The organism is Ureibacillus endophyticus (assembly GCF_024159215.1).
In the GTDB taxonomy this organism is placed as follows: domain Bacteria; phylum Bacillota; class Bacilli; order Bacillales_A; family Planococcaceae; genus Ureibacillus; species Ureibacillus endophyticus.
Genome location: NZ_JAMYWW010000001.1, coordinates 1572950 through 1594072, shown reverse-complemented (window position 1 = coordinate 1594072; position 21123 = coordinate 1572950). Strand labels below are relative to the sequence as shown.

General features: G+C 33.7%; 19 protein-coding genes. 6 read left to right on the top strand and 13 right to left on the bottom strand.

Features of this window, described 5'->3' with window-relative positions; genetic code table 11:
* Positions 1-85: 85 nt before the first annotated feature.
* A complete protein-coding gene (locus NKR20_RS07750; RefSeq protein ID WP_253425047.1) occupies positions 86-1477 on the top strand; it encodes a Sau3AI family type II restriction endonuclease in 1392 nt (463 codons plus the stop codon).
* 289 nt (positions 1478-1766) lie between these two features.
* On the opposite strand, the gene istB is transcribed toward NKR20_RS07750, so the two are convergent.
* From istB to NKR20_RS07710, 8 genes are all read right to left on the bottom strand, one after another.
* Positions 1767-2492 carry an IS21-like element helper ATPase IstB gene (gene istB, locus NKR20_RS07745; protein ID WP_036180664.1) on the bottom strand — a complete coding sequence of 242 codons (726 nt, stop codon included), beginning with the start codon at positions 2490-2492 and terminating at the stop codon, positions 1767-1769.
* Positions 2485-3915: an IS21 family transposase gene (gene istA, locus NKR20_RS07740; RefSeq protein WP_121216048.1), complete on the bottom strand. Its 1431-nt coding sequence runs from the start codon at positions 3913-3915 to the stop codon at positions 2485-2487. Before istA ends, istB begins: the two co-directional genes overlap by 8 nt.
* Positions 3916-4161: 246 nt before the next feature.
* A complete protein-coding gene (locus NKR20_RS07735) occupies positions 4162-4827 on the bottom strand; it encodes a BglII/BstYI family type II restriction endonuclease (protein WP_253425044.1) in 666 nt (221 codons plus the stop codon).
* 427 nt (positions 4828-5254) lie between these two features.
* Entirely contained in the window at positions 5255-6574 is a 1320-nt protein-coding gene (locus tag NKR20_RS07730) for a hypothetical protein (RefSeq protein ID WP_253425040.1), read from the bottom strand.
* A gap of 26 nt (positions 6575-6600) precedes the next feature.
* A complete protein-coding gene (locus NKR20_RS07725; RefSeq protein ID WP_253425037.1) occupies positions 6601-6738 on the bottom strand; it encodes a hypothetical protein in 138 nt (45 codons plus the stop codon).
* Between the two features lie 704 nt (positions 6739-7442).
* The gene (locus NKR20_RS07720; RefSeq protein ID WP_253425034.1) at positions 7443-8180 is read right to left on the bottom strand and encodes a DUF3885 domain-containing protein; all 738 of its coding nucleotides are present in this window, start codon (positions 8178-8180) and stop codon (positions 7443-7445) included.
* Positions 8181-8274: 94 nt separating this feature from the next.
* Positions 8275-8664: an SLAP domain-containing protein gene (locus NKR20_RS07715; protein ID WP_253425031.1), complete on the bottom strand. Its 390-nt coding sequence runs from the start codon at positions 8662-8664 to the stop codon at positions 8275-8277.
* Between the two features lie 13 nt (positions 8665-8677).
* Positions 8678-8872 carry a hypothetical protein gene (locus NKR20_RS07710; protein WP_121213866.1) on the bottom strand — a complete coding sequence of 65 codons (195 nt, stop codon included), beginning with the start codon at positions 8870-8872 and terminating at the stop codon, positions 8678-8680.
* A gap of 168 nt (positions 8873-9040) precedes the next feature.
* Here NKR20_RS07710 and NKR20_RS07705 point away from each other — a divergent pair, with 168 nt between their 5' ends.
* Both NKR20_RS07705 and NKR20_RS07700 read left to right on the top strand, forming a co-directional pair.
* Positions 9041-11050: a methyl-accepting chemotaxis protein gene (locus NKR20_RS07705; RefSeq protein ID WP_170148393.1), complete on the top strand. Its 2010-nt coding sequence runs from the start codon at positions 9041-9043 to the stop codon at positions 11048-11050.
* A 171-nt stretch (positions 11051-11221) separates the two neighbouring features.
* Complete coding sequence (locus tag NKR20_RS07700; protein ID WP_253425027.1) at positions 11222-11668, top strand: staygreen family protein; 447 nt, start codon at positions 11222-11224, stop codon at positions 11666-11668.
* Between the two features lie 107 nt (positions 11669-11775).
* Here NKR20_RS07700 and NKR20_RS07695 read toward each other — a convergent pair whose 3' ends face one another.
* Entirely contained in the window at positions 11776-12258 is a 483-nt protein-coding gene (locus NKR20_RS07695) for a hypothetical protein (protein ID WP_253425023.1), read from the bottom strand.
* 76 nt (positions 12259-12334) lie between these two features.
* Here NKR20_RS07695 and NKR20_RS07690 point away from each other — a divergent pair, with 76 nt between their 5' ends.
* On the top strand, positions 12335-12745 hold the full coding sequence (locus NKR20_RS07690) for a PH domain-containing protein (protein ID WP_253425020.1): 411 nt from the start codon (positions 12335-12337) through the stop codon (positions 12743-12745).
* Positions 12746-12788: 43 nt separating this feature from the next.
* On the opposite strand, the gene NKR20_RS07685 is transcribed toward NKR20_RS07690, so the two are convergent.
* On the bottom strand, positions 12789-14036 hold the full coding sequence (locus tag NKR20_RS07685; protein WP_253425017.1) for a hypothetical protein: 1248 nt from the start codon (positions 14034-14036) through the stop codon (positions 12789-12791).
* 222 nt (positions 14037-14258) lie between these two features.
* Positions 14259-14825 carry a hypothetical protein gene (locus tag NKR20_RS07680; RefSeq protein ID WP_253425014.1) on the bottom strand — a complete coding sequence of 189 codons (567 nt, stop codon included), beginning with the start codon at positions 14823-14825 and terminating at the stop codon, positions 14259-14261.
* 166 nt (positions 14826-14991) lie between these two features.
* Between NKR20_RS07680 and NKR20_RS07675 the strand changes: the two genes are divergently transcribed.
* Positions 14992-16419, top strand: a complete 1428-nt coding sequence (locus tag NKR20_RS07675) for a DDE-type integrase/transposase/recombinase (RefSeq protein ID WP_253428046.1) — start codon at positions 14992-14994, stop codon at positions 16417-16419.
* Positions 16420-16840: 421 nt separating this feature from the next.
* Complete coding sequence (locus NKR20_RS07670; RefSeq protein WP_253428046.1) at positions 16841-18268, top strand: DDE-type integrase/transposase/recombinase; 1428 nt, start codon at positions 16841-16843, stop codon at positions 18266-18268.
* A gap of 666 nt (positions 18269-18934) precedes the next feature.
* Here the strand turns inward: NKR20_RS07670 and NKR20_RS07665 are convergent.
* Positions 18935-19870, bottom strand: coding sequence for a DUF2268 domain-containing putative Zn-dependent protease (locus tag NKR20_RS07665; RefSeq protein ID WP_341943457.1), 936 nt, complete (start codon positions 19868-19870; stop codon positions 18935-18937).
* A gap of 675 nt (positions 19871-20545) precedes the next feature.
* Positions 20546-21070 carry an amino acid oxidase gene (locus NKR20_RS07660; RefSeq protein ID WP_121215971.1) on the bottom strand — a complete coding sequence of 175 codons (525 nt, stop codon included), beginning with the start codon at positions 21068-21070 and terminating at the stop codon, positions 20546-20548.
* Positions 21071-21123 lie beyond the last annotated feature (53 nt).

Sequence of the window (21123 nt, the reverse complement as noted above, 5' to 3'; positions counted from 1 at the left end):
ATACTGACTAAGTATATAATTATTTATCATACAAATAAATGGAAATATGTGTATGATGTATATAGTGTCTTAGGAGGTGAATTTAATGTTTGTATATAACAAAGATATTTCAGAAGAAGATTTACTTATATATGCGGCACAATTAGAAGGTAAAAAATTGAGAGACATTGGAGACTTTAATGAAGTTAACAAGTGGCTCTCTAAAAGTAAAAATAAAGGTGCAATTGGAAATGCAATTCAAGTTGTCTATTTTGGAATTCCTGCAAACTCTGTTAAAGAAGCGGACTTTAACTATCATAATCTAGAGCTCAAAGTTACACCAATTAAAAGAAATAAAAATAAAACTTACTCTTCAAAAGAAAGATTAGTTTTAAATATGATTAATTACGAAACAGATTTTATTTATGAATTTGAAGAAAGTCCCTTAATGAAAAAATCACAACATATGCTCTTGATTTTTTATTTACACGAAGAAGATGTTGATGTTTTTGATTATAAAATATTAAAAGCCGTAAAATTTACGATTCCAAAAGAAGATCTCCCTACTATTCGTGAAGATTATTATACAATTATCAATAAAATAAAAGAAGGGAAAGCCCATCAAATCTCTGAAAGCGATACTACTTACTTAGCTGCATGTACAAAAGGGGCTGGTCATGGAAAAGATGAAAGAAAACAACCCTTTTCAAAGGAACTTGCTAGACAACGTGCGTTTTCATTCAAACAGAAATATATGTCAGTGTATTTCAATGCTGTGTTTAATACTCAAACTTTAGAAAAATTGAATATGCCTGTAGAGGTTTCATTTAGTGCTTATATTAACAATATTTTGTTGCCTTTTACTAATTTAACTACAAAAGAAATAGAAGAAAAACTAAACTATAAACCCACAAAAGGAATTACCGAAGACAAATCCTACTTACCAAAATTGGTATCTAAAATATTCGGAATTGCAGGCACTAATCTCGAAAACATCGAACAATTTCAAAAGGGAAACGTTAAATTTAAAACAATTCGTTTAAGACAAAAGGCAAGCGACAATCAAGATATGTCTTGGCCAAATATCAATTTTGATGAGATATATAATGTAGATTTTGAAGATTCAACATGGTACGAATGGTTTGCTGAGACAAAATATTTATTTGTAGTGTTTGAAGATACAGATGAAGGAACATTCCTAAGAAATCACATCTTATGGAATGCCCCTCCAGATATGTTGGAAGCTCTAAAAAAACTATATAATCATATTAAATGGCAATTACACAACGATGTTATAGAAGTCGAAATCACTACAGATTCTAAGGGTAAAGAAGTTTGGAAAAACAACTTACCTGGAAAAGGATTTGTACCTTATTTTCAAATACGCCCTAAAGGTAATAAAGGATCTGAGTTTACAACATTGCCTGATGGTAGGAAGTTTAAGAAGCAGTGTTTGTTTTTGAATAAGGAATATTTAAGAGAATTAATATTAAGTTAGCCTATACTTTAATACAATAATCTAGTTTAAATTTTGATTTGAATTAAACATTGTTATTTATCCGTAAAAGTGAAAAGTAGAGTGAACTCTCTACTTTTTTATTTCCAAAGTGCTAAGTTCAGTAATTCACTCTATAATACTTACATAAGTATTAATATTCATCCCAAATTAAAAATTATTTTGTGAATATCTTCGTCCAAAAAAATAATACATTAGACCAAATGTATTTTGCAAGATAAAAATGCAGAGAATTGCAATGAAAAATACAGAGTGTTGCCACCCAATATTTTTACTGTTTTCTCGACAACGCATTGGCTAAACGGAAGCTCTGTCCCGTATAAGAAATAATATGGGCATGGTGAATCAAACGATCCACCAGAGCTGCCGTTAAACGTGAATCTGAAAAAATACGATTCCACTGACTAAATTCTAAATTTGACGTGATAATCAAACTCTTCTGTTCGTAAAATTCAGAAATGATTTGAAAAAGTAACTCCGCTCCTTCTTTACCAAATGGAAGATAACCCATTTCATCCAATATCATTAAATCAATTTTCTCTAATTTATTTCGAAATTGCTTTAATTTCCCCACATGTAAAGCCTGTTCCAATTCTTCTACTAAATGCGAAACTCGATAAAAACGTACTTCAAAACCTTGCTCACAAGCTTTTCTACCCAGTGCTGAAGCTAAATGTGTTTTACCAGTTCCAGGCGCCCCTACTAGAATTACATTCTCTTTTCTTCGAATAAAATCGAGCTGCACTAGTTCTTCTTTCGATAGATGACTAGGTAAACAAATATCTTTGTGCCATTCGTAGCCCTCTAATGTTTTCGTATCGATAAATCGGGCATTCTTTAAGTTTCTTGCGATCCTTGCTTGTTCCCGACCATCTTGTTCTTTTAATAAAAGTTGGTAAATATATTCTTCAGGTGTTGTAAATGGAACATCATGTATTGCTTCAGCGATATGAGCTAACCGCAATTGCTTACACAATTGTAAAATGGCATTATTCATGACTTGAAGCCTCCATTCCTTTAGGAGATAGCGCATCATAATCAGTCCATTTTACACCGTAAGGATGTTCTTGATCATCGCTATTTTTTCCAATAAGTTCATAAAAATACTGGTCAATTTCTTTCATATCATGAGTCACTAAAAGAGTGAGTAATTCATTTAGACGCTGTTTCCTTAATGCCAAGGATGGAACTGTTAAATACTCCTTTATACGAGTCGGTAAATAAGGGGTATAACGTGAATGACCAATAACACGAGGCTTTTTTAACCAATCTTTTAAAATATCTTTCCATGGAATGAAACGTCGTTTCTTCATATAAGGTCTTGCATCTGATAATAAAATTTCTCCCTCATTTGTAATCACTTTGAATGAATCCCAATACGTAATGCAATATAACTGCACATAGTTACGCGCTCTAGGCACATGAATAAAATGCTTGTCTAACTTAAACTCATTATACTTATTAAACTTAATCGGAAACTGCTTAAATACTGGATACGGATCTTCTGGTAATTTTATTAATTGCTTTTGCTCTTGCTGCCATAAATCCTCAATGAGTTCTTCTTTTTCATAATGTGGTCGGTCACGATCTTCCTTCAGTTGTTGCTTTAATTGTTCCGTTAAATCTTCAAAGTCTTTTATGACTGGTGGTAAGCTAAAGAAGTTATATCGTACATAGCCTACTTTATTTTCCACATTTCCTTTTTCATTACCTCTGGATGGATTGCACACTTGCACTTTAAAGCCATAATAGTTTTGGAAATGGCGAAATGCTTCTGTTAATTCAGCTTCTGTATCACCTTTGCGTACTTTTTTGACCGCAGGTGTTAAATTGTCAATTCGAATACTAATTGGCACTCCACCAGCTTGCTTAAACAGCTCTTGTAACCCACCTAGGAAACACTCCAAATTTTCTCCAGGCATCGGTATCGCAAAACCAGTATTACTAGCTGGGAACGTCATAACTAAAACATGAACATCGACAATCTCTCCGTCTTGAACAGCCTCCATTACGCCAAAATCTAGTTGCGCTTCACCTTCTGGATGTTGTAATCGCTCATGCCCTTTACTTACTTCATCATCTTCTGTCGCACGCCATTCTTGAATAAAGTTACAGACCGTTCGATACGATCCTTTAAACCCCATCCTTTTTAAATCCGCAACTATTTTTTTATTTGTTCGACGTAGTTTTTTCTTTAGTTTGAGATCTTCTTCAAGCCAGTCTATAACGATTTCTCCCCATTTTTCTTCGTACATCATCCCTTTTTTAATATGCTTTTTTTCTTGAGGTAACTGATCGCCATCACCATACTTTTTGGCGGTACGCCAATTTACATTCATAGTTTCTGCAATTTTAGAAATAGACAATCCTTTTTCATTTCTTAAAGTTTTGATACAATTAATTTCAGACATTGCTAGCATCCTTTCAAACCTCCACTGGTAAAATTCGACACTTTAACAGTAGAGTGACTTGGGGTGGCTGGCAAGTCTATTTTTTTGCACTAAAAAAGTGCTAGACTCTGTACAAATTCGTTGCACTAGTCTGCACTTTTATTATGCAATACACACCAAATAATATTTTAATAAACTCAAAACGTTGTTAGCTCAAACTTTTGAGTCTTTTTTTGACATTTCTTTGATAATTATTTTATATCACTACATAAATTATTACTCTAAAGAATCGATATATTCTCGAACAATCTCACAATGTCTAAAATAAGTAGCTCGTGAATCACCCTTTAACACTTTTAAATCTTCTGTAATATTTTTCACATTCCATATCGTTGAACAATCATCAAAAAGCCCAAGTACAAGAGTAGGAACAGTAATGGATAATTTTGCTGAAGGTATTTCTCTTTTTGTTTTTTCAAAATTTGAAACGCCGCTATCTATCCTTTTACTGAGTGAACTGGAAGGTAAGATTAATACGCATATATCCGTTAGGGCATTTGCAAAGCTAAGTTGGAACTTGAAGTAATTTCTATAACTAGAAGCAACATTACCGAATTCAACTTCTATTTGAATTGTAAGTAATACTTCACCTGTTTGTGGATCTACGAAAGATTTTCTAAAATCTGATCGTAAAGCATCTTCTGAAGTATCTGGTGTAGCAAATGGTTCAGACTCCCAACCTAGACTTTTAAAACGTAATAGGAAGTATGTATTCATTAATTGTTGTATTACCTCAAGCTGTTTTTGTTTCTTTGATTTTCCTACGTATAATGGAACTGGACAATCTTTACAAACTTCTATTAACTCTTCATATATCATAATAAATTTCGGATGTTGTAATATTTCCTCAGCAAATCTATATGAAAATGTTTTAACTTCCACTTTTAATAACCCCACAATATTAATATTTTTCTATCCAAATCTATTAACTTTCAACAGTATTGTACTATAATTATTAATATATGATTACAAATTTGGTAGTTTAGAGAGATGGAAATAGTAGGGTATATATAGATAAATCAAATTTGAATTATTTAATAATATATTTCTCTTAAAAGGGTTATAACACTTATTAAAAATTTGAGTGCAAATTTTCGCACCCTTTCATCAGACTATACCCTTACTGGAGATTGTTTCCTACTATATACGCTTAAATGCCTATAATGAAGGAGTTTAAAACTTTTGCATGAGGTCATAACTCATAAATAATTCATAAAAAAAGTTCTACTAAAAAGTAGAACTTTAAAGGCTTATTTCATAACTGTACAACTATTCATTAATGCTTTTCTTCTATAAATATCAAAATTTTTTACGCAACCGTTCCTCTTTTCACGATAAATCTTAAAGCAAAGGAATAGAGTAAGACCACCAGCGTACAACCAAATAACGCAGCCGCTATCATACCAAGCCCAATGCCGTACCAAGGATCAATGGTAGCTGCAACAATAAAGCTACTAATCAATACTAGGATGGATAAAATAACGCTAAAAATGGCTGGGTAATATCTGTTTTTATAATGATAGCTTGCTAAATATGTGCTAATTAAACATAACAAAATGACATACAAAATCGCGACAGTCACTCCATTGGCAAAAGTATCAATTATTTTTGATAAGAAATGGCTCGACTTTTCAAGATTTATCGTGATATCGACTGTTTGGATTTCTTCCTTTCCTAAATCCATTACGTGAAGTGTATGCTTTTTAGGATCAAGTGGCCAATTTGTATTTTCTAAAAAGGCGATTTTATTTTCGCTCATGAAGAATTTCGGTGATACTACTGATGATTCAAGATTAGTCAGCCTTTTACTTTTGCCACTTTCAATATCAAGTAAAAATAGCTCGTATTTAAAGAGCGAACTATCAAATGACTCTTCTGAAATCGTCGTATAAGCTAATTTGCTTTCATCTGGTGAATAGCTGATATAATAGCTTTCTTCCGGTAACTTATTAGAGCCTGGTGCATCTTTTTCAGAACCTTCTTCAAGGGAAAAAGCAGTTACAACTTCTCTATTCATTTCGAACAAAGTGTAATAGATTGTTTTTCCATCTTGAGACAGAGCCAAATTTTCCATCATAAAATGGTCTTGGTTTGTCAGTTGTTGTATTTCTTTTGTTGCAAGATTCAAAACAAATAAATCAAAGCCTTCAGTAGTTTCCCCTTCAACCTTCAAATAATCTTCTGCCGGAGTTGCAATAAAATAAATTTCTTCCCCAGTGTTTGAAAAAACAGCTTCAGATACGTGGGTTTTATCATCTGTTAATTTCTCTTCCTCATCGCCATTTTTATTCGCAATATATAGTGTGTTAATCTTTTCTGCATTTTGCGCTAAATAAAGAATTTTCGTTCCATCCTTTGAAAATCTCGGACTATGAAAATTGGCAGATTCCGATTTTGTTAATTTTTCTACTTGCTTTCCATCGATGGTCGAACGATAAATATCTTCTTTTCCATCTAAATAATAAGAAAACAGATATTGATCATCATCGGGTGATAAATCGAAGGATTCGCCCATCCCTGTGAAATATCGGTATGGATTATCATCCCGCAACAGGCTTAACGCAATTGACCCTGCAAGTAAAAGGAATGTAATAAAGATTAAACTAATAAATGATTTTTTGTTTTTCATACGCTCACTTCCCTCTTTAGGCACTGTTAATCTAACAACTGTGCCGAATTCACACTATCAGCTTGCAATGAAGACTGATTTTTCTGATTTTCAGTACCATTATTGTATTCACCGATTATATGAAGACTGTTTTTATTCCATTTCTCTGAGATTTTTGCATTCATCCGGAGTATGAAGACGTTTTTTTCTAAATTTTCTTGGCATTTTCGTATTCATTGGCCTTATGAATGCGTTTTTTATTCAATTTCCCCAAGATTTTTGCATTCATCTGATGTATGAAGACGTTTTTTTCTAAATTTTCTTGGTATTTTCGTATTCATATGCCTTATGAATGCGTTTTTTACTCGATTTCTCCGAGATTTTTGCATTCATCTGGGGAATGAAGACCATTTTTTATAAGTTTTCTTCGCTTTTTTGTATTCATTGGCATTATGAATGCGTTTTTTATTCAATTTCCCCAGGATTTTTGCATTCATCTGATGTATGAAGACCATTTTTTATAAGTTTTCTTGGCATTTTTGTATTCATTTGTCTTATGAATGCGTTTTTTACTCGATTTCTCTAAAATTTTTTTACATTCATCTGGGGTATGAAGACTAATTTTGCATGTGATTTTAGTAATCATTGATTGGATGAAGACAGTTTTCCATTTACTAGAATTCATCGAGAAGACAATTTTCCATTTACTGGAATTCATCGAAATGTATACAGTTCAAATGCTCAACTGCATTATTAGACGGTATATATTGTAAAAAGTTCCAAATTGGAGCATACTCTTTCCTTTTTTACTAACTAAATACGTTTTTTTAAAATATATAAATAAGTGTCGGATAATCTGCTCATCTACGGTACGAAATTAATACTAATATCATAACTTTTTAAATAGTACACTTATCTCTCCAAAGCAATACTCATCAACCCAATCAATATATTTTTCATATAACGGCCGAATTGTTTCAATATCCTTTGCGATGACTTCACATCCTCTGTCATCATAAATGTAAAAAATGATATCCTTCGTTGTGTTGATGAAAAAGATATCTGGCTCGTATAAACCAAATGGGTTGTGTAATCTTGGTTGTAATTCGTGAAAATCTTGGTTACAAATTGCCTTAATTAAAAGTTCATAGCGAAGATCTTGTTTTTGACAGTACAAAGAGAATTGGGATGTACATTTTTCCATAGCGTCTTCTTCATCATCAAACATATATGGAAGCCTTGTTTGTTTTAGTCGATAACGCAGATTTTTATTTTTAACGTAATGATGATAAACTTTCATTTTCTTTCTACTTGTCTTGTAATCGTTCTTATACTGATAAATATTCGTAACCAAATAAAGTTGATCACCATCTGAGAACAGTTCATTAAACAATGTTGTTGCTTGGTAATAAACTGTGTTGAAATAATGTGGGTTGAGTTCATCTGAGTTACTTTTTATTTGATAAAGACCTTTTGCTAATTCAAAATGAATACTATTCTTCCATTGATAATAAAGACTTGGCCTTAACACAAGCCCAGGGAATTTCTTATCTAGATACTCACTTAATTGCATATATACTCTCCAATCTACAATTGTCGGATAATATGAAAACAGACGCTCCTTCATTAAATTATCCCACTAAAAAAGTGCCCATTCTAGAAAGAATTGAGCACCTATAGCTTATTTCTCCAATTGACATTCGTTCGGGCAAATCTACAACTTATGTATACATAGGATGAATCTCCATCTGCCCATTTTCATAGGAAGTCTTCGTGATGTAGCTTCCTTTTGGAAATATAAATGTCCATGGCATACTTACTTTTGCCGGGATTTCAAGTGCTGGTAGAGTGAAAAGATTCTCCGCAATGAGTTCCCCTTCAATCGTATAACTCACTTTCGTATCCTTAAATGTAAGAATAGTATTCGAAAAGTTATGAACTAATGCTGTTACTAGTAATGCTTCTTGATGATTGATAGCCACTCGTACAGTCGTACAAGTAATCTCCAAACTATTAAAATGTTTTGATTGATTAAATATTTCTTGAATATTCATTCTGTCTTGAGTAGACAAAGCTTTTTCCCAAGATGCTTCAAACTGTAATTGCTGCATGTCAAATCCCCTTTTATTTCAGCCGTTTTTCCTCTTTAATTTCCTTTGCTAAATGTAAAATTAATAATACCATGCCTGCAAAAGAAACAAGTAAACTGATGATAAAACCAATTAGCCATGAGTTAAATGTTATTTGTATGTCAGTAAACATAAATATAGCAATTAATACGATTCCTATAAACATGAATAAAAATCCTAGTTTTTTCACGATTCTGCTCCTCATCTGTTTTGTCATAGAATAATATTCCCAGATAATTTTATTCCCAACCAGTAAAAAAATCTAATTTTCAAACTCGCTAATAGTAGATTTCTACCTTATATAAATAGTAAAATTATGCTATTATTGTATAGTTATTGTAACGAGGGGGGATGCATCATGAACAAACAAGCAAGAAGAAAATCTAGTATGACAGTAAGAAAAAAGTTGTGGCTATCTTTTATAATCATTCTTATTGTCCCGAGTATTTTGGTAGGGGGATTTGCATTTTCATTTGCAAAATCTGTTGTAAAAGACGATATGATGAAATCTGCTTCACAATCTGTTGATTATCTAAATGAAAATATTAAAGAGTTTTTCGAACCAAAAATTAAAGATATTGAATATCTTGCTGAGACGATTAATGCTTCGGAAGTGAAAGTAAAAGCGAAATCGAATCTTGGTTATAGTACAACTGTCGAAAATCAATTAAAAACATATAAAGCCATTCATTCAGAATTAGAACTTACTTCGATTGGAACCGAACAAGGCGTTTATATGAATGCTCCATCAACGGTTGTCAATCCTCTTAATTTTGACCCAAGAAAACAAGACTGGTATCAACAAGCAATGGCCAATAAAAGTGAAGCGATTATTACATCACCTTATATATCGAGCGCTACTGGACAATTAGTTGTGACGATTGCGAAATCAACAAAAGATGGACAAGGGGTAATAGCAATCAATGTTAATCTGGAAGAAATCGCAAAATTAACAGAATCCATTACGATAGGAAATAATGGTTATGCTTATATTTTAGACGCAGATCGTAAATATGTTTACCATCCGCAACAAGAAATCGGGTCTCATGCGCCGGAAAATGAAGAATCTGAAAACCTGTATAAAAGTGAAAATGGAACATTCCATTATGTACATGAAGGCAAAGACGAAAAGGAAATGTTTTTTACAACGAACGAAATTACTGGCTGGAAATTAGCTGGAACAATGTATTCAAAAGAAATTGATGAAAATGCGTTACCTATTTTAATCAATACGATTATTGTCATTGTTGCGAGTGTAATTATTGGTGGCATTGTCATTATTTTAATTATTCGTTCAATCACTAATCCAATTCATTCGTTGAATCGTGCAGCTGAAAAAATTGCAGAAGGTGATTTTACTGAAAAAATTACTCTTCGTTCAAACGATGAAATTGGGAAGCTCGGCAATAGTTTTAATAGTATGGTGAACACCTTAAATGGTATTATCGTAAACTTAAAACAAACGATTGATCATTTGGCTTCTTCATCAGAACAACTTACCGCTAGTTCTACTCAGACATCATCTGCAACGGAACAAGTAGCTTCAGCTATTCAGGAAATCGCTAGTGGTGTAGAAAAATCAACTGAAAAACTTGAAGAAAATGAAAAATCCTTAGTTAATACATTGGAATCGATTTTAAGAATTTCAGAGCAATCTGAAGAAGTTGCAGAACTTGCGAGAAAATCCTCAAAAGAAGCGGAAGATGGAAAACAATCCGTTGAAGCGAATCTTGAGCAAATGAAATTTATCAATGAATCTGTAAGCAAGTCAAATGAAGTCATTCAATCTTTATCTCATCGTTCTAAAGAAATTGGAGAGATTTTGCAAGTGATCAATGATATTGCAGACCAAACGAACTTACTTGCACTAAACGCGGCAATTGAAGCGGCAAGAGCTGGTGAGCACGGAAAAGGATTTGCAGTAGTAGCCGATGAAGTGAGAAAACTTGCAGAACAATCACAAACTTCTACTAAGTTAATAGGTGAAATTATTACGAGCATCCAAAAGGACACAGAAATGTCGGTGAAAATGATGGGTGAAGTACTCCGCAATGCAAATCAAGGTGTAACTGTTACTGAAGCATCTGCTGAGAAATTTATGCATATCATCGAAAACTCTCGCAATATTACGCCACAGATTGAAGAAATTACGGTTACGATGGAAAACATCCAGGAAAGTGTGAAGGATGTTGTGGCAAACGCTAAACTTCTTACAGAATTAGGACAGGAAAATGCAGCAAGTTCCGAGGAAGTAGCTGCATCCACAGAAGAGCAATTAGCATCCATGGAAGAAATCAACTCTTCTGCTAACTCCCTTGCTAATCTGGCGGAAGAATTAAGAGATGTTGTGAACAAGTTTAAAATTTAACGTACCCGGTACACAAACAATTCTGAAAATTTAATACAATTTAAAGCTAAGTATTTGGGATTGCACTCCCCTCAAGTACTTAGCTTTTTCATTTCTATGTTTCAGTGACTTTTACCCAATCGGATTTGTTTTAAAAGCATATTGTTAAAAAAACCGTTTTGAGGTGATTATTTGAGTAAGTTCAATGCTGAAAAACTTTCTGTTGAATACAGAGATGGCGTAACAGCAAGAAATCCAATACTTCAAAGAAAATATACCCTCACTCACTCTGATTCCACGGGTGAACTATTTTTAACAATTGGCACTCAATATGCTTGGGATAAAGTCAATCAGACGACGAGAGATGAAGTATTAGGTAATTGGAATAGTAATGGGTATTACGATGTTTATGTTTATCTCGATCAAGGAGAGCATGATTTCGCCACAGCAATGAGACGAAATGAGATTTTCAAACGGGAATTACCGCTAGCATTGACGGCAATCCGTTATGGTGATCGATACTTATTCAACCAATTTCCAAATCTCGATTCTGCTTTTATCATCGTTCACTTTATATCTTCTTATCCTCAACTAGCTCGACAAGAGAACTGGGGTACATTTCATAATTTTAAGGATTGAAATATGCTTTAGTAGTATGTTTTAATCCTTTTTAATTTGTATTATAAGTGTCGGATAATCTGCTATACTTGCCACAAAAAAGCGATTGCTGTTCGCAACCGCCCCGTTTATAATATTTCCACTGTTTCATTAAATGACATGCCAAAGTATTTGTATTTGATATGAACCGTATGGATAGCATTAGGATGAATTACGCTGATACCATATATTTCATCATTTTCAGAAGCCATTCCCTCATCTAATTTTTCAAAATTAGCAGATGGTGAAGTGCCAGATTTGATTGAAACCTGTTTCATATCCGTAAAAACATATTCTTTCGCTTCTACATTTCTGAAGTCGTCCGTCACGATAAATCCTTGTAATGCATTACTCTTTTGGATTTTAACATCTGAAGCTTTTTCATGCTGATTAACAACAACCTCTACTATTTTCAAATTACGAAAACCATTATTCCCGATACCGACGACAACGGATTTGTTATCTTCACTATAGCCAAGAGTACCGATTTCTATGGGTGGGTTAAATTTTATGAAGGCTAGACCCCCACCAAATATTAATAATAGGAGAATAGCGAAATAAACTTTTTTCATTTTACTAGTCTACTTTCTTTGATAATTTTTGAAACCAATCTAATGCATCGAACGTATGAAAAAATGAGGTGATACTATGATGTTTTCGTCAATAAAGGATATTTGGATGGGGATTGTTATTTGGATTTTGATTGGTGCATTTAGTTGGCTTTTCTATCAAACTGCTTTCATTCAAAAAAATGCGTTCGGTTCAATGCTTCTGCTTGCACTTGTCACTTTATTAGCAGCAGTCTGGTTTAGTACTCACTATATAATTGAAGATGATGTCCTTCACATTACATATGGACCTCTGAAAAAGGCGATACATATAAACGAAATACGCTCTATTCGGTATACAACAAACCCATTTGTTGCCCCTTCCCTTTCCGCGCAACGCATCGAAGTTAATTACGGGAAATTTCAAACTGTTCAAATTTCGCCTAAGGATAAAGATGTATTTGTAAATGAATTAAAAGAAAAGAACCCCAACATTCAACTAGATATCTAGCACCCAACCTCATTATTGAGGGTTCTTTTTTTCTCCAGAGAATCTAAATTTCATCCAACAATACTACTTCACCACTTGCTGCATTTACACCGTAACGGCAATCTAGCTTTCCGCATAAGACATATTGTTGTTGTTTTTCATCATAAACAAAGGTTGGTATTAGCTCGAAATACTCTTCCAACATTTCATATGCGTCTTCTTTTGTAATCGTACCTTTGTCTGATGGTTGGAATTCATTAAAGGTTTCCAACATAACATCATTATCCATGTAATTGTCTACTTTAAAATGCTCTGGATCAATCCAAACTTTCATTTTCCTTTGAAACACATAATTATCTTGTGAATTGGCTTTTAATGTTGCGTGAATATATCCTTTTTCACGACTTAGCGATTTTAGCACCCATTTTCCTGAATCGTTTGGATATTCTTGACGTAAAAAATCCCTCACAGCTGAGATGCACTTTTCTTGTTCAAGCTCTGTAATTGGGAATATATCAGGAGAAGGTTCACTTGCAAAGGCTTGTTCTGCTGATATCTCCCCCATCCAATTAATGTATTTTCGTTCAAAGGACTTATTCAAGGGCTCTTCCCAATAGATTATATGGTCCACTTTCTCGTCCTTAAAAATCTCAAATGGAATTGTTCTTGTACCATCATTTGTTATATAAATCTCTTCTACTGCATAAATCGAGTATAATTTTTTCTCTTCATAAGATGGAAAATTAATTAGTTTGATTTGTTCTTTTTTCAAATGGTCTATTTTATCGAAATTCAGTGAAAACTCTTCTGCTACCTCTATTGAAGGAAACTCACCAAATACAGAAAATAACGTTAGCTTGCCTTCTTCGTTAAACTTGATATTAATCCATCCTGAAGGGGATACGGAGATACTATTAATGCATGCCTTAAAATAAACTTCCCCTTTTTCTTCTTTATGTATTTGAAAATGTTTCCCATAAGTTAAACCCGTTTCATTTTCCACCCATTCTATGACTTCTTCCATCTCACCATTAAATACAAACCCATTTTCTGTATAAGACTTGCCCATAACAAAAATTACACTAGTAAACTTTCGATTTTCAATATTAATCTCAATACAAGCTGTGCCGTCTGGATTTAAATCGTCATCATCTTTTTCAGCATGATTTGGAAAAAACTCCATTGCAAGTGTATAAACTGTCTCATTGAAGGAATTAACCGTGCGATTGAAATAATAGTTTTGTAGGTAGTATTGATTTAAACCAAATTTATTTATTGTATACTCCACTAATTCTTGTACTCTAGTATCCAATGATTCAACCTCACTTTTCTTTTACTCAACCTCTTTTTCCTTTTTCCATTTGTATGGCACTTTTGACTAGTTGTAGAGAAGCATAATGAGGAACGTAACAAACCCTACCCCGAAATTATCCATCCACCTGATTTCATTATTCATAACAAATTGATATAAAGTTACTACCCAAAAATTTATTAGTGGAAATTGAATACTTTCCTTTAACAACTTCTACCCCCTTTACAAAACGAGTATTAAAATAGCAATTAATAACATCATGGCAAAGACTATTCCCAATATGATTGCAAGGAGATTCACCTTCCAAGTATAGCCCTTAAACTCTACTTCTGAGGCAGCTCGATCCACTTTTCGATTGTGGATGATTAAACTAATATTTGAGAGTAGTAAAAGAAAACAGAACATGGTAACCATAAACAACATATCGACCTGAAAGTTGTTGTCTTCATAACCCCAATTTAAATAAGATTGCCAAAAAAGAATACCGCTTAACACGATGTTATAACCATAGCTTACTTTTCGGTGTTTGTACCATTCCTTTCCCATTTTTTGTTTTTCATAGATTGCTACTTTTTCAACGATAGGAATAATTGATTTTGTACTGTCACCCTTCATTAACCCAAAAATTCCTTGTGACAGCACAAAAATTCCTAAAAATAAAAAGAAATGGGCAATTGATATTGTATACATGTTCATAATGATAAAGAAAAGAAATAGACCAATTATTAACAATCCATTTAAAACTGCAAACTGGTTTCTTCGCATCCTTCTTAATTCAGCTGTTTTCATTTTCTCCCCTCCTAATGTTATTTCGTATTGTCAAAACTTATATATATAAATCGCTAATAATCGTTGGTTTTATAGTCTTTTACGCAAAAAAACTTGCCACCCCCTGGATTTTGGTGTTAGTTGAGGTTACCACACCACACAACTACCCAAAAAGGAAGTGACAAGTTTGTACCCTCAATTATTAGCGTATTTAATTGAATTTATCAAGTACCAAGAAAAAATAATTAAAATATTAATGGTGATAATATTTGGTAAGGCTGTTGGAAGTGTGCGTCCTGAACAGCCAATTAATAAAGAATACCGCAAGTTACAAGTTGATAAGTTACCCATTCTGTATCAACCTGAAAAAGCATCCTTTCAGGATTTACTAATCGCCTACTTCCATGAACATGGCAAAGAATTAAAGCCTGTAAGACGACACGCCAAGTCCAAATCAAAAGTACCTGAAAACCTCTGTTGTCCTAAGTGTGGTGCACCTTCCTCGTATTTGTATGCGAATAATGGTGCAAAAGGACAATATCAATGTAAGGTATGTGATTGCTTATTTAATCAAAAAAGTCGCTATCAGAAAGAGGCTATTCTTCGTTGCCCCCACTGTATGAAGACCTTAGAGAAAATTAAAGAGCGAAAAGATTTTCACATTTGGAAGTGTAAAAGTAATCAGTGTTCCTATTATTTATCCAATATAGGTCGAATGAGTAAGGAAGAAAAGACCCGATTTAAACAAGATCCACAGGCGTTTAAAGTGCGTTATATTTATCGTGAATTTTTGTTTGATTATCAACCTTTATCTCCAGCATCACCAGTAAAACCACGTGTAGATTTATCACGGATTCATACGTCATCCCATACACTTGGATTGATTTTGACATACCATGTGAATTACGGTATTTCAGCACGGAAAACAGCAGCGATTATGCAAGACATACATAATGTTTCCATTTCACATCAAACGATATTAAATTACGTGAACAGTGTCTCCATCTTGATGAAGCCCTTCGTTGATGGTTATCCTTATGAACTGTCCGATCAATTTTGTGGCGACGAAACGTATATTCGGGTTAATGGGAAATGGCATTACTTATTCTTTTTCTTTGATGCGGCGAAAAAAGTTATTCTCTCTTACCGTGTTTCGCCTAATCGCGATACATTGTCTGCCATTAAAGCAATCGATGATGTTTTACAAAAGTTCAAGGAGATTCCCGAAAACCTGAATTTAATCGTGGATGGCAACCCCATTTACTTATTAGCACAACACTTTTTCGCACAACATGACATTTGGTTTGATGTGACACAAGTGATAGGCTTAACGAACGAAGATCCAGTGTCAGCCGAATATCGTTGGTTGAAACAAATTATCGAACGTCTAAACCGGACATTTAAAGGGCATTACCGTGCGACAACAGGCTTTGGTTCCGAAGCTGGCTCGGTATCGTTTGTGACGATGTTTGTGGCCTATTTTAATTTCCTTCGACCGCATGCAAAGCTGGAAAAGCGTGTGCCGGTCATGATTCCAGAGTTGGACCAGATGCCACATATGCCAGCACGTTGGACAAAACTGATTGAACTGGCCCAATTGGAGTTAACGAAATAACCGCAGCCTACTTTTTTTAGCAGAGCCCTCAAATAACTACATACGAATGACAATCGGCGTAGCGAACTCTTGACAAACCGAATGGAGAAAAGGTTAAAATTGGTATTTGGCGAGGGTTATTTGGTGTGCCTACTTTTTCCCCTTCGCCCTCAAAAATATGGGCGCAACCTTTTCGGAATGTTTGTCAAGAGCGATTGTCCCCTCGTTCGGAGAGTACTTATCGCCCAATACCTTGTGTTTTTCAATTTTTCATAGAAGTTTTGACACTACCTGTTATTTCGTATTGTCAAAACTTATATATATAAATCGCTAATAATCGTTGGTTTTATAGTCTTTTACGCAAAAAAACTTGCCACCCCCTGGATTTTGGTGTTAGTTGAGGTTACCACACACAAAACTACCCAAAAAGGAAGTGACAAGTTTGTACCCTCAATTATTAGCGTATTTAATTGAATTTATCAAGTACCAAGAAAAAATAATTAAAATATTAATGGTGATAATATTTGGTAAGGCTGTTGGAAGTGTGCGTCCTGAACAGCCAATTAATAAAGAATACCGCAAGTTACAAGTTGATAAGTTACCCATTCTGTATCAACCTGAAAAAGCATCCTTTCAGGATTTACTAATCGCCTACTTCCATGAACATGGCAAAGAATTAAAGCCTGTAAGACGACACGCCAAGTCCAAATCAAAAGTACCTGAAAACCTCTGTTGTCCTAAGTGTGGTGCACCTTCCTCGTATTTGTATGCGAATAATGGTGCAAAAGGACAATATCAATGTAAGGTATGTGATTGCTTATTTAATCAAAAAAGTCGCTATCAGAAAGAGGCTATTCTTCGTTGCCCCCACTGTATGAAGACCTTAGAGAAAATTAAAGAGCGAAAAGATTTTCACATTTGGAAGTGTAAAAGTAATCAGTGTTCCTATTATTTATCCAATATAGGTCGAATGAGTAAGGAAGAAAAGACCCGATTTAAACAAGATCCACAGGCGTTTAAAGTGCGTTATATTTATCGTGAATTTTTGTTTGATTATCAACCTTTATCTCCAGCATCACCAGTAAAACCACGTGTAGATTTATCACGGATTCATACGTCATCCCATACACTTGGATTGATTTTGACATACCATGTGAATTACGGTATTTCAGCACGGAAAACAGCAGCGATTATGCAAGACATACATAATGTTTCCATTTCACATCAAACGATATTAAATTACGTGAACAGTGTCTCCATCTTGATGAAGCCCTTCGTTGATGGTTATCCTTATGAACTGTCCGATCAATTTTGTGGCGACGAAACGTATATTCGGGTTAATGGGAAATGGCATTACTTATTCTTTTTCTTTGATGCGGCGAAAAAAGTTATTCTCTCTTACCGTGTTTCGCCTAATCGCGATACATTGTCTGCCATTAAAGCAATCGATGATGTTTTACAAAAGTTCAAGGAGATTCCCGAAAACCTGAATTTAATCGTGGATGGCAACCCCATTTACTTATTAGCACAACACTTTTTCGCACAACATGACATTTGGTTTGATGTGACACAAGTGATAGGCTTAACGAACGAAGATCCAGTGTCAGCCGAATATCGTTGGTTGAAACAAATTATCGAACGTCTAAACCGGACATTTAAAGGGCATTACCGTGCGACAACAGGCTTTGGTTCCGAAGCTGGCTCGGTATCGTTTGTGACGATGTTTGTGGCCTATTTTAATTTCCTTCGACCGCATGCAAAGCTGGAAAAGCGTGTGCCGGTCATGATTCCAGAGTTGGACCAGATGCCACATATGCCAGCACGTTGGACAAAACTGATTGAACTGGCCCAATTGGAGTTAACGAAATAACCGCAGCCTACTTTTTTTAGCAGAGTCCTCAAATAACTACATACGAATGACAATCGGCGTAGCGAACTCTTGACAAACCGAATGGAGAAAAGGTTAAAATTGGTATTTGGCGAGGGTTATTTGGTGTGCCTACTTTTTCCCCTTCGCCCTCAAAAATATGGGCGCAACCTTTTCGGAATGTTTGTCAAGAGCGATTGTCCCCTCGTTCGGAGAGTACTTATCGCCCAATACCTTGTGTTTTTCAATTTTTCATAGAAGTTTTGACACTACCCAAGTAGATATATTACATATAATTTCCATTAATGTAAATATTTTGAATATAGTACTATCTCATTATTTTAAATATACAGAAATTATTTTTCATTAGATTATAGTGTAAAAGTTTTAGAAACCGAAGTAATTTTTAGCTCTATTAGATTATATTTATAAACCTCGGACCAAATAGAAAATGTAAGTCTCATGCTATAAAATAAAAAGCATCTCCAAATTTTAGATACTTGTCTATATTTGGGGATGCTATTAAATTGTTTATCAGTTAACATTATTTCTTATACTTAAATAAAGATTATCTAAACCATTTCAACACATTTATTATATTCATATATTTTCTCTTCATAATTAAATTACATGCAAACTAAACAAACTAATACATTTAATAGTTTGTAGCTATTTATAGTTTTCGAAGTATTTTCCTTTTTCGATGATTTCTTTTGGACTTATGCCTGTCCACTCTTCTGGTGTTATGTTGGGATTGAGTTCAAGATAGGATTTAATCATCTTATATCCCTCACTATAACCATAAGACCTCGGCAAATCCTTTCCGCCCACTGTAATTTCTATCGCACGTTTGGAGTCTTTTTTGTTTAGATCAGGTTCAATTTTAGACCATAATTCTTTGTCGTAATCCAAATACACTGGGGTGCTTTCAAGATTAGGATATACGGTTTTCTCGAACATGACTGCTTTTCCTTCAAAAATTAGATTATCTAAAACAGTTCCTGAAAAATTATTTAAATTCTTTTCTGCCCAAACACTGTGATGATATTCATGTGAAACACCGACTTTGATAATATCGTCTTTGTAATATCCAGTATATGGGATAACGATCTTCCCAGCCCCCACCGTAAGCAACGGCATATTTGAACGGCTAGAAGGAAATACACACACGGTTGTATCTTTTTTAGTGGGTAGTAATGCTGCGGATTTCAAAAGGGATTCTTGAATGAGAGCATTCATCTCATCTTTACGTGTTTCTAGTTCTTCATTTATTATTTCTAATTCTGCTAAACTATCAGGTGCCGAGTTGAGAAGTTCATCCGCCATATAGAGGAACTCACCCTTCTTGAAACATTTGTTGTAAATAGGATCAATGACTTCCTCTTCATAAACTTCTAAAGTAGCTTTGCTTGGATCGCTCTTAACTTTTTCAATATAGTTGTTAAATAATGGACTTACTTGAATAATTTCAAACTGCTGTTTGGTATCCGGGTCCTCAAATTTAAACGATAGTTCTTTACTTGTTTCATTTTGTGCACAGGAAGTGAGCATTAAAAGCATTAGAAATAGAATTATAGTTGTGCATTTTTTTCGAGTGTATTTCAATTTAATCCCCCTATATAAAGAAACTTTAAAATTTTAATCAATTTAATATAGTAATTCACTGCTTATTTTTTAAATTTTCACGGATAATTAGAAAACTGATTTAGCTGATAAGCATCGTTACCATCTTTTATTATTCTTATGAATCTTTTTATAGAGGTAAACTTCAGTATCGGTACCTGTCCAATTACTTATAAAGCTCATAAGCAACATTAAAATACCAAATAAAACAAAAGTCACTTTGTAATGGCCTAAAAAAAGTAATACAAATGCTGAAACTATTAGTAGCATTATTAAAAATATTAAGAATATTTGGAACTTACCTTTCCTCTTTTCATTCATATGTACAACCCTCCAATAAATCGCTCACATTCTACTAGTTGTTATTTTTGGATAATTGTACCATATCAATTGTGTCAAAAATACCTTATGGAAGGAAACTGAATCCATTCAACTACTTAATAACCCTTTTAATGGGTCTATTTTAATAAATTTATTAATTTGCCTATTGACATTTATTATAGCCAGCACATAATCTTCCCAGATTTCTTTCTAAACGTTATTCAACAATCTTTAGCCCTTTAATGAAAAAAGCTCCTTCCTTATTTGGAAAGCGCTCGATTGTTGAATAACTTTATATTAAAAGAATCTATAAGTTCCCCTTCTAACTTATGTACACTATAACTCCTCAATTTTTTCAAAAACCTCTGTATAAAGAGCATTTATGTCCTTTTTATCATTTAAATAAAAATACCAAGTTTCAAACTTATTCGCATTAATGTTATGTAAATAAATGGTAGTATGTGAGCCGTTGTCTAAAACATCGAAATTAGCAGTTTCATAAGTTAGACCTTCATTCACGAATGGATAGTGTCTTTTATTCGAATCAAAGAATATGATTGGGAGCTCTAAACCTTTATATACTTCTATATATTTATCATCCGACGCTGCTTCAAATACATTGGGTGTTAACATAATTGCATCAAGATTTGTTGGAAGCTTTGATATATCCTCATTTACTTTTTCTAATGATAATGATTCAAAATGAATTTTTTCATTTTTCAATTCAGGAATATTACCAATTACTGCAATGTTTAATGGAGCTCCATCATATTTCACTTTATTGATAGACACTGAAAGTAAAAACACCATGGCTACTAAAATCAAGCCTATGACCACTACACCTATAATTAAACGTTTCATTTAATCCCCCTTGCAACAATCTACTCCCATATTATAACAATTTCAATTCTCTT

Excerpts from the sequence above, each read along its gene's own strand:
- NKR20_RS07750 (WP_253425047.1), top strand. The coding sequence starts at position 86 with ATGTTTGTATATAACAAAGATATTTCAGAAGAAGATTTACTTATATAT.
- istB (WP_036180664.1), bottom strand. The coding sequence starts at position 2,492 with ATGAATAATGCCATTTTACAATTGTGTAAGCAATTGCGGTTAGCTCAT.
- istA (WP_121216048.1), bottom strand. The coding sequence starts at position 3,915 with ATGCTAGCAATGTCTGAAATTAATTGTATCAAAACTTTAAGAAATGAA.
- NKR20_RS07730 (WP_253425040.1), bottom strand. The coding sequence starts at position 6,574 with ATGAAAAACAAAAAATCATTTATTAGTTTAATCTTTATTACATTCCTT.
- NKR20_RS07725 (WP_253425037.1), bottom strand. The coding sequence starts at position 6,738 with ATGAATGCAAAAATCTCAGAGAAATGGAATAAAAACAGTCTTCATATA.
- NKR20_RS07720 (WP_253425034.1), bottom strand. The coding sequence starts at position 8,180 with ATGAAGGAGCGTCTGTTTTCATATTATCCGACAATTGTAGATTGGAGA.
- NKR20_RS07715 (WP_253425031.1), bottom strand. The coding sequence starts at position 8,664 with ATGCAGCAATTACAGTTTGAAGCATCTTGGGAAAAAGCTTTGTCTACT.
- NKR20_RS07705 (WP_170148393.1), top strand. The coding sequence starts at position 9,041 with ATGAACAAACAAGCAAGAAGAAAATCTAGTATGACAGTAAGAAAAAAG.
- NKR20_RS07695 (WP_253425023.1), bottom strand. The coding sequence starts at position 12,258 with ATGAAAAAAGTTTATTTCGCTATTCTCCTATTATTAATATTTGGTGGG.
- NKR20_RS07690 (WP_253425020.1), top strand. The coding sequence starts at position 12,335 with ATGATGTTTTCGTCAATAAAGGATATTTGGATGGGGATTGTTATTTGG.
- NKR20_RS07680 (WP_253425014.1), bottom strand. The coding sequence starts at position 14,825 with ATGAAAACAGCTGAATTAAGAAGGATGCGAAGAAACCAGTTTGCAGTT.
- NKR20_RS07660 (WP_121215971.1), bottom strand. The coding sequence starts at position 21,070 with ATGAAACGTTTAATTATAGGTGTAGTGGTCATAGGCTTGATTTTAGTA.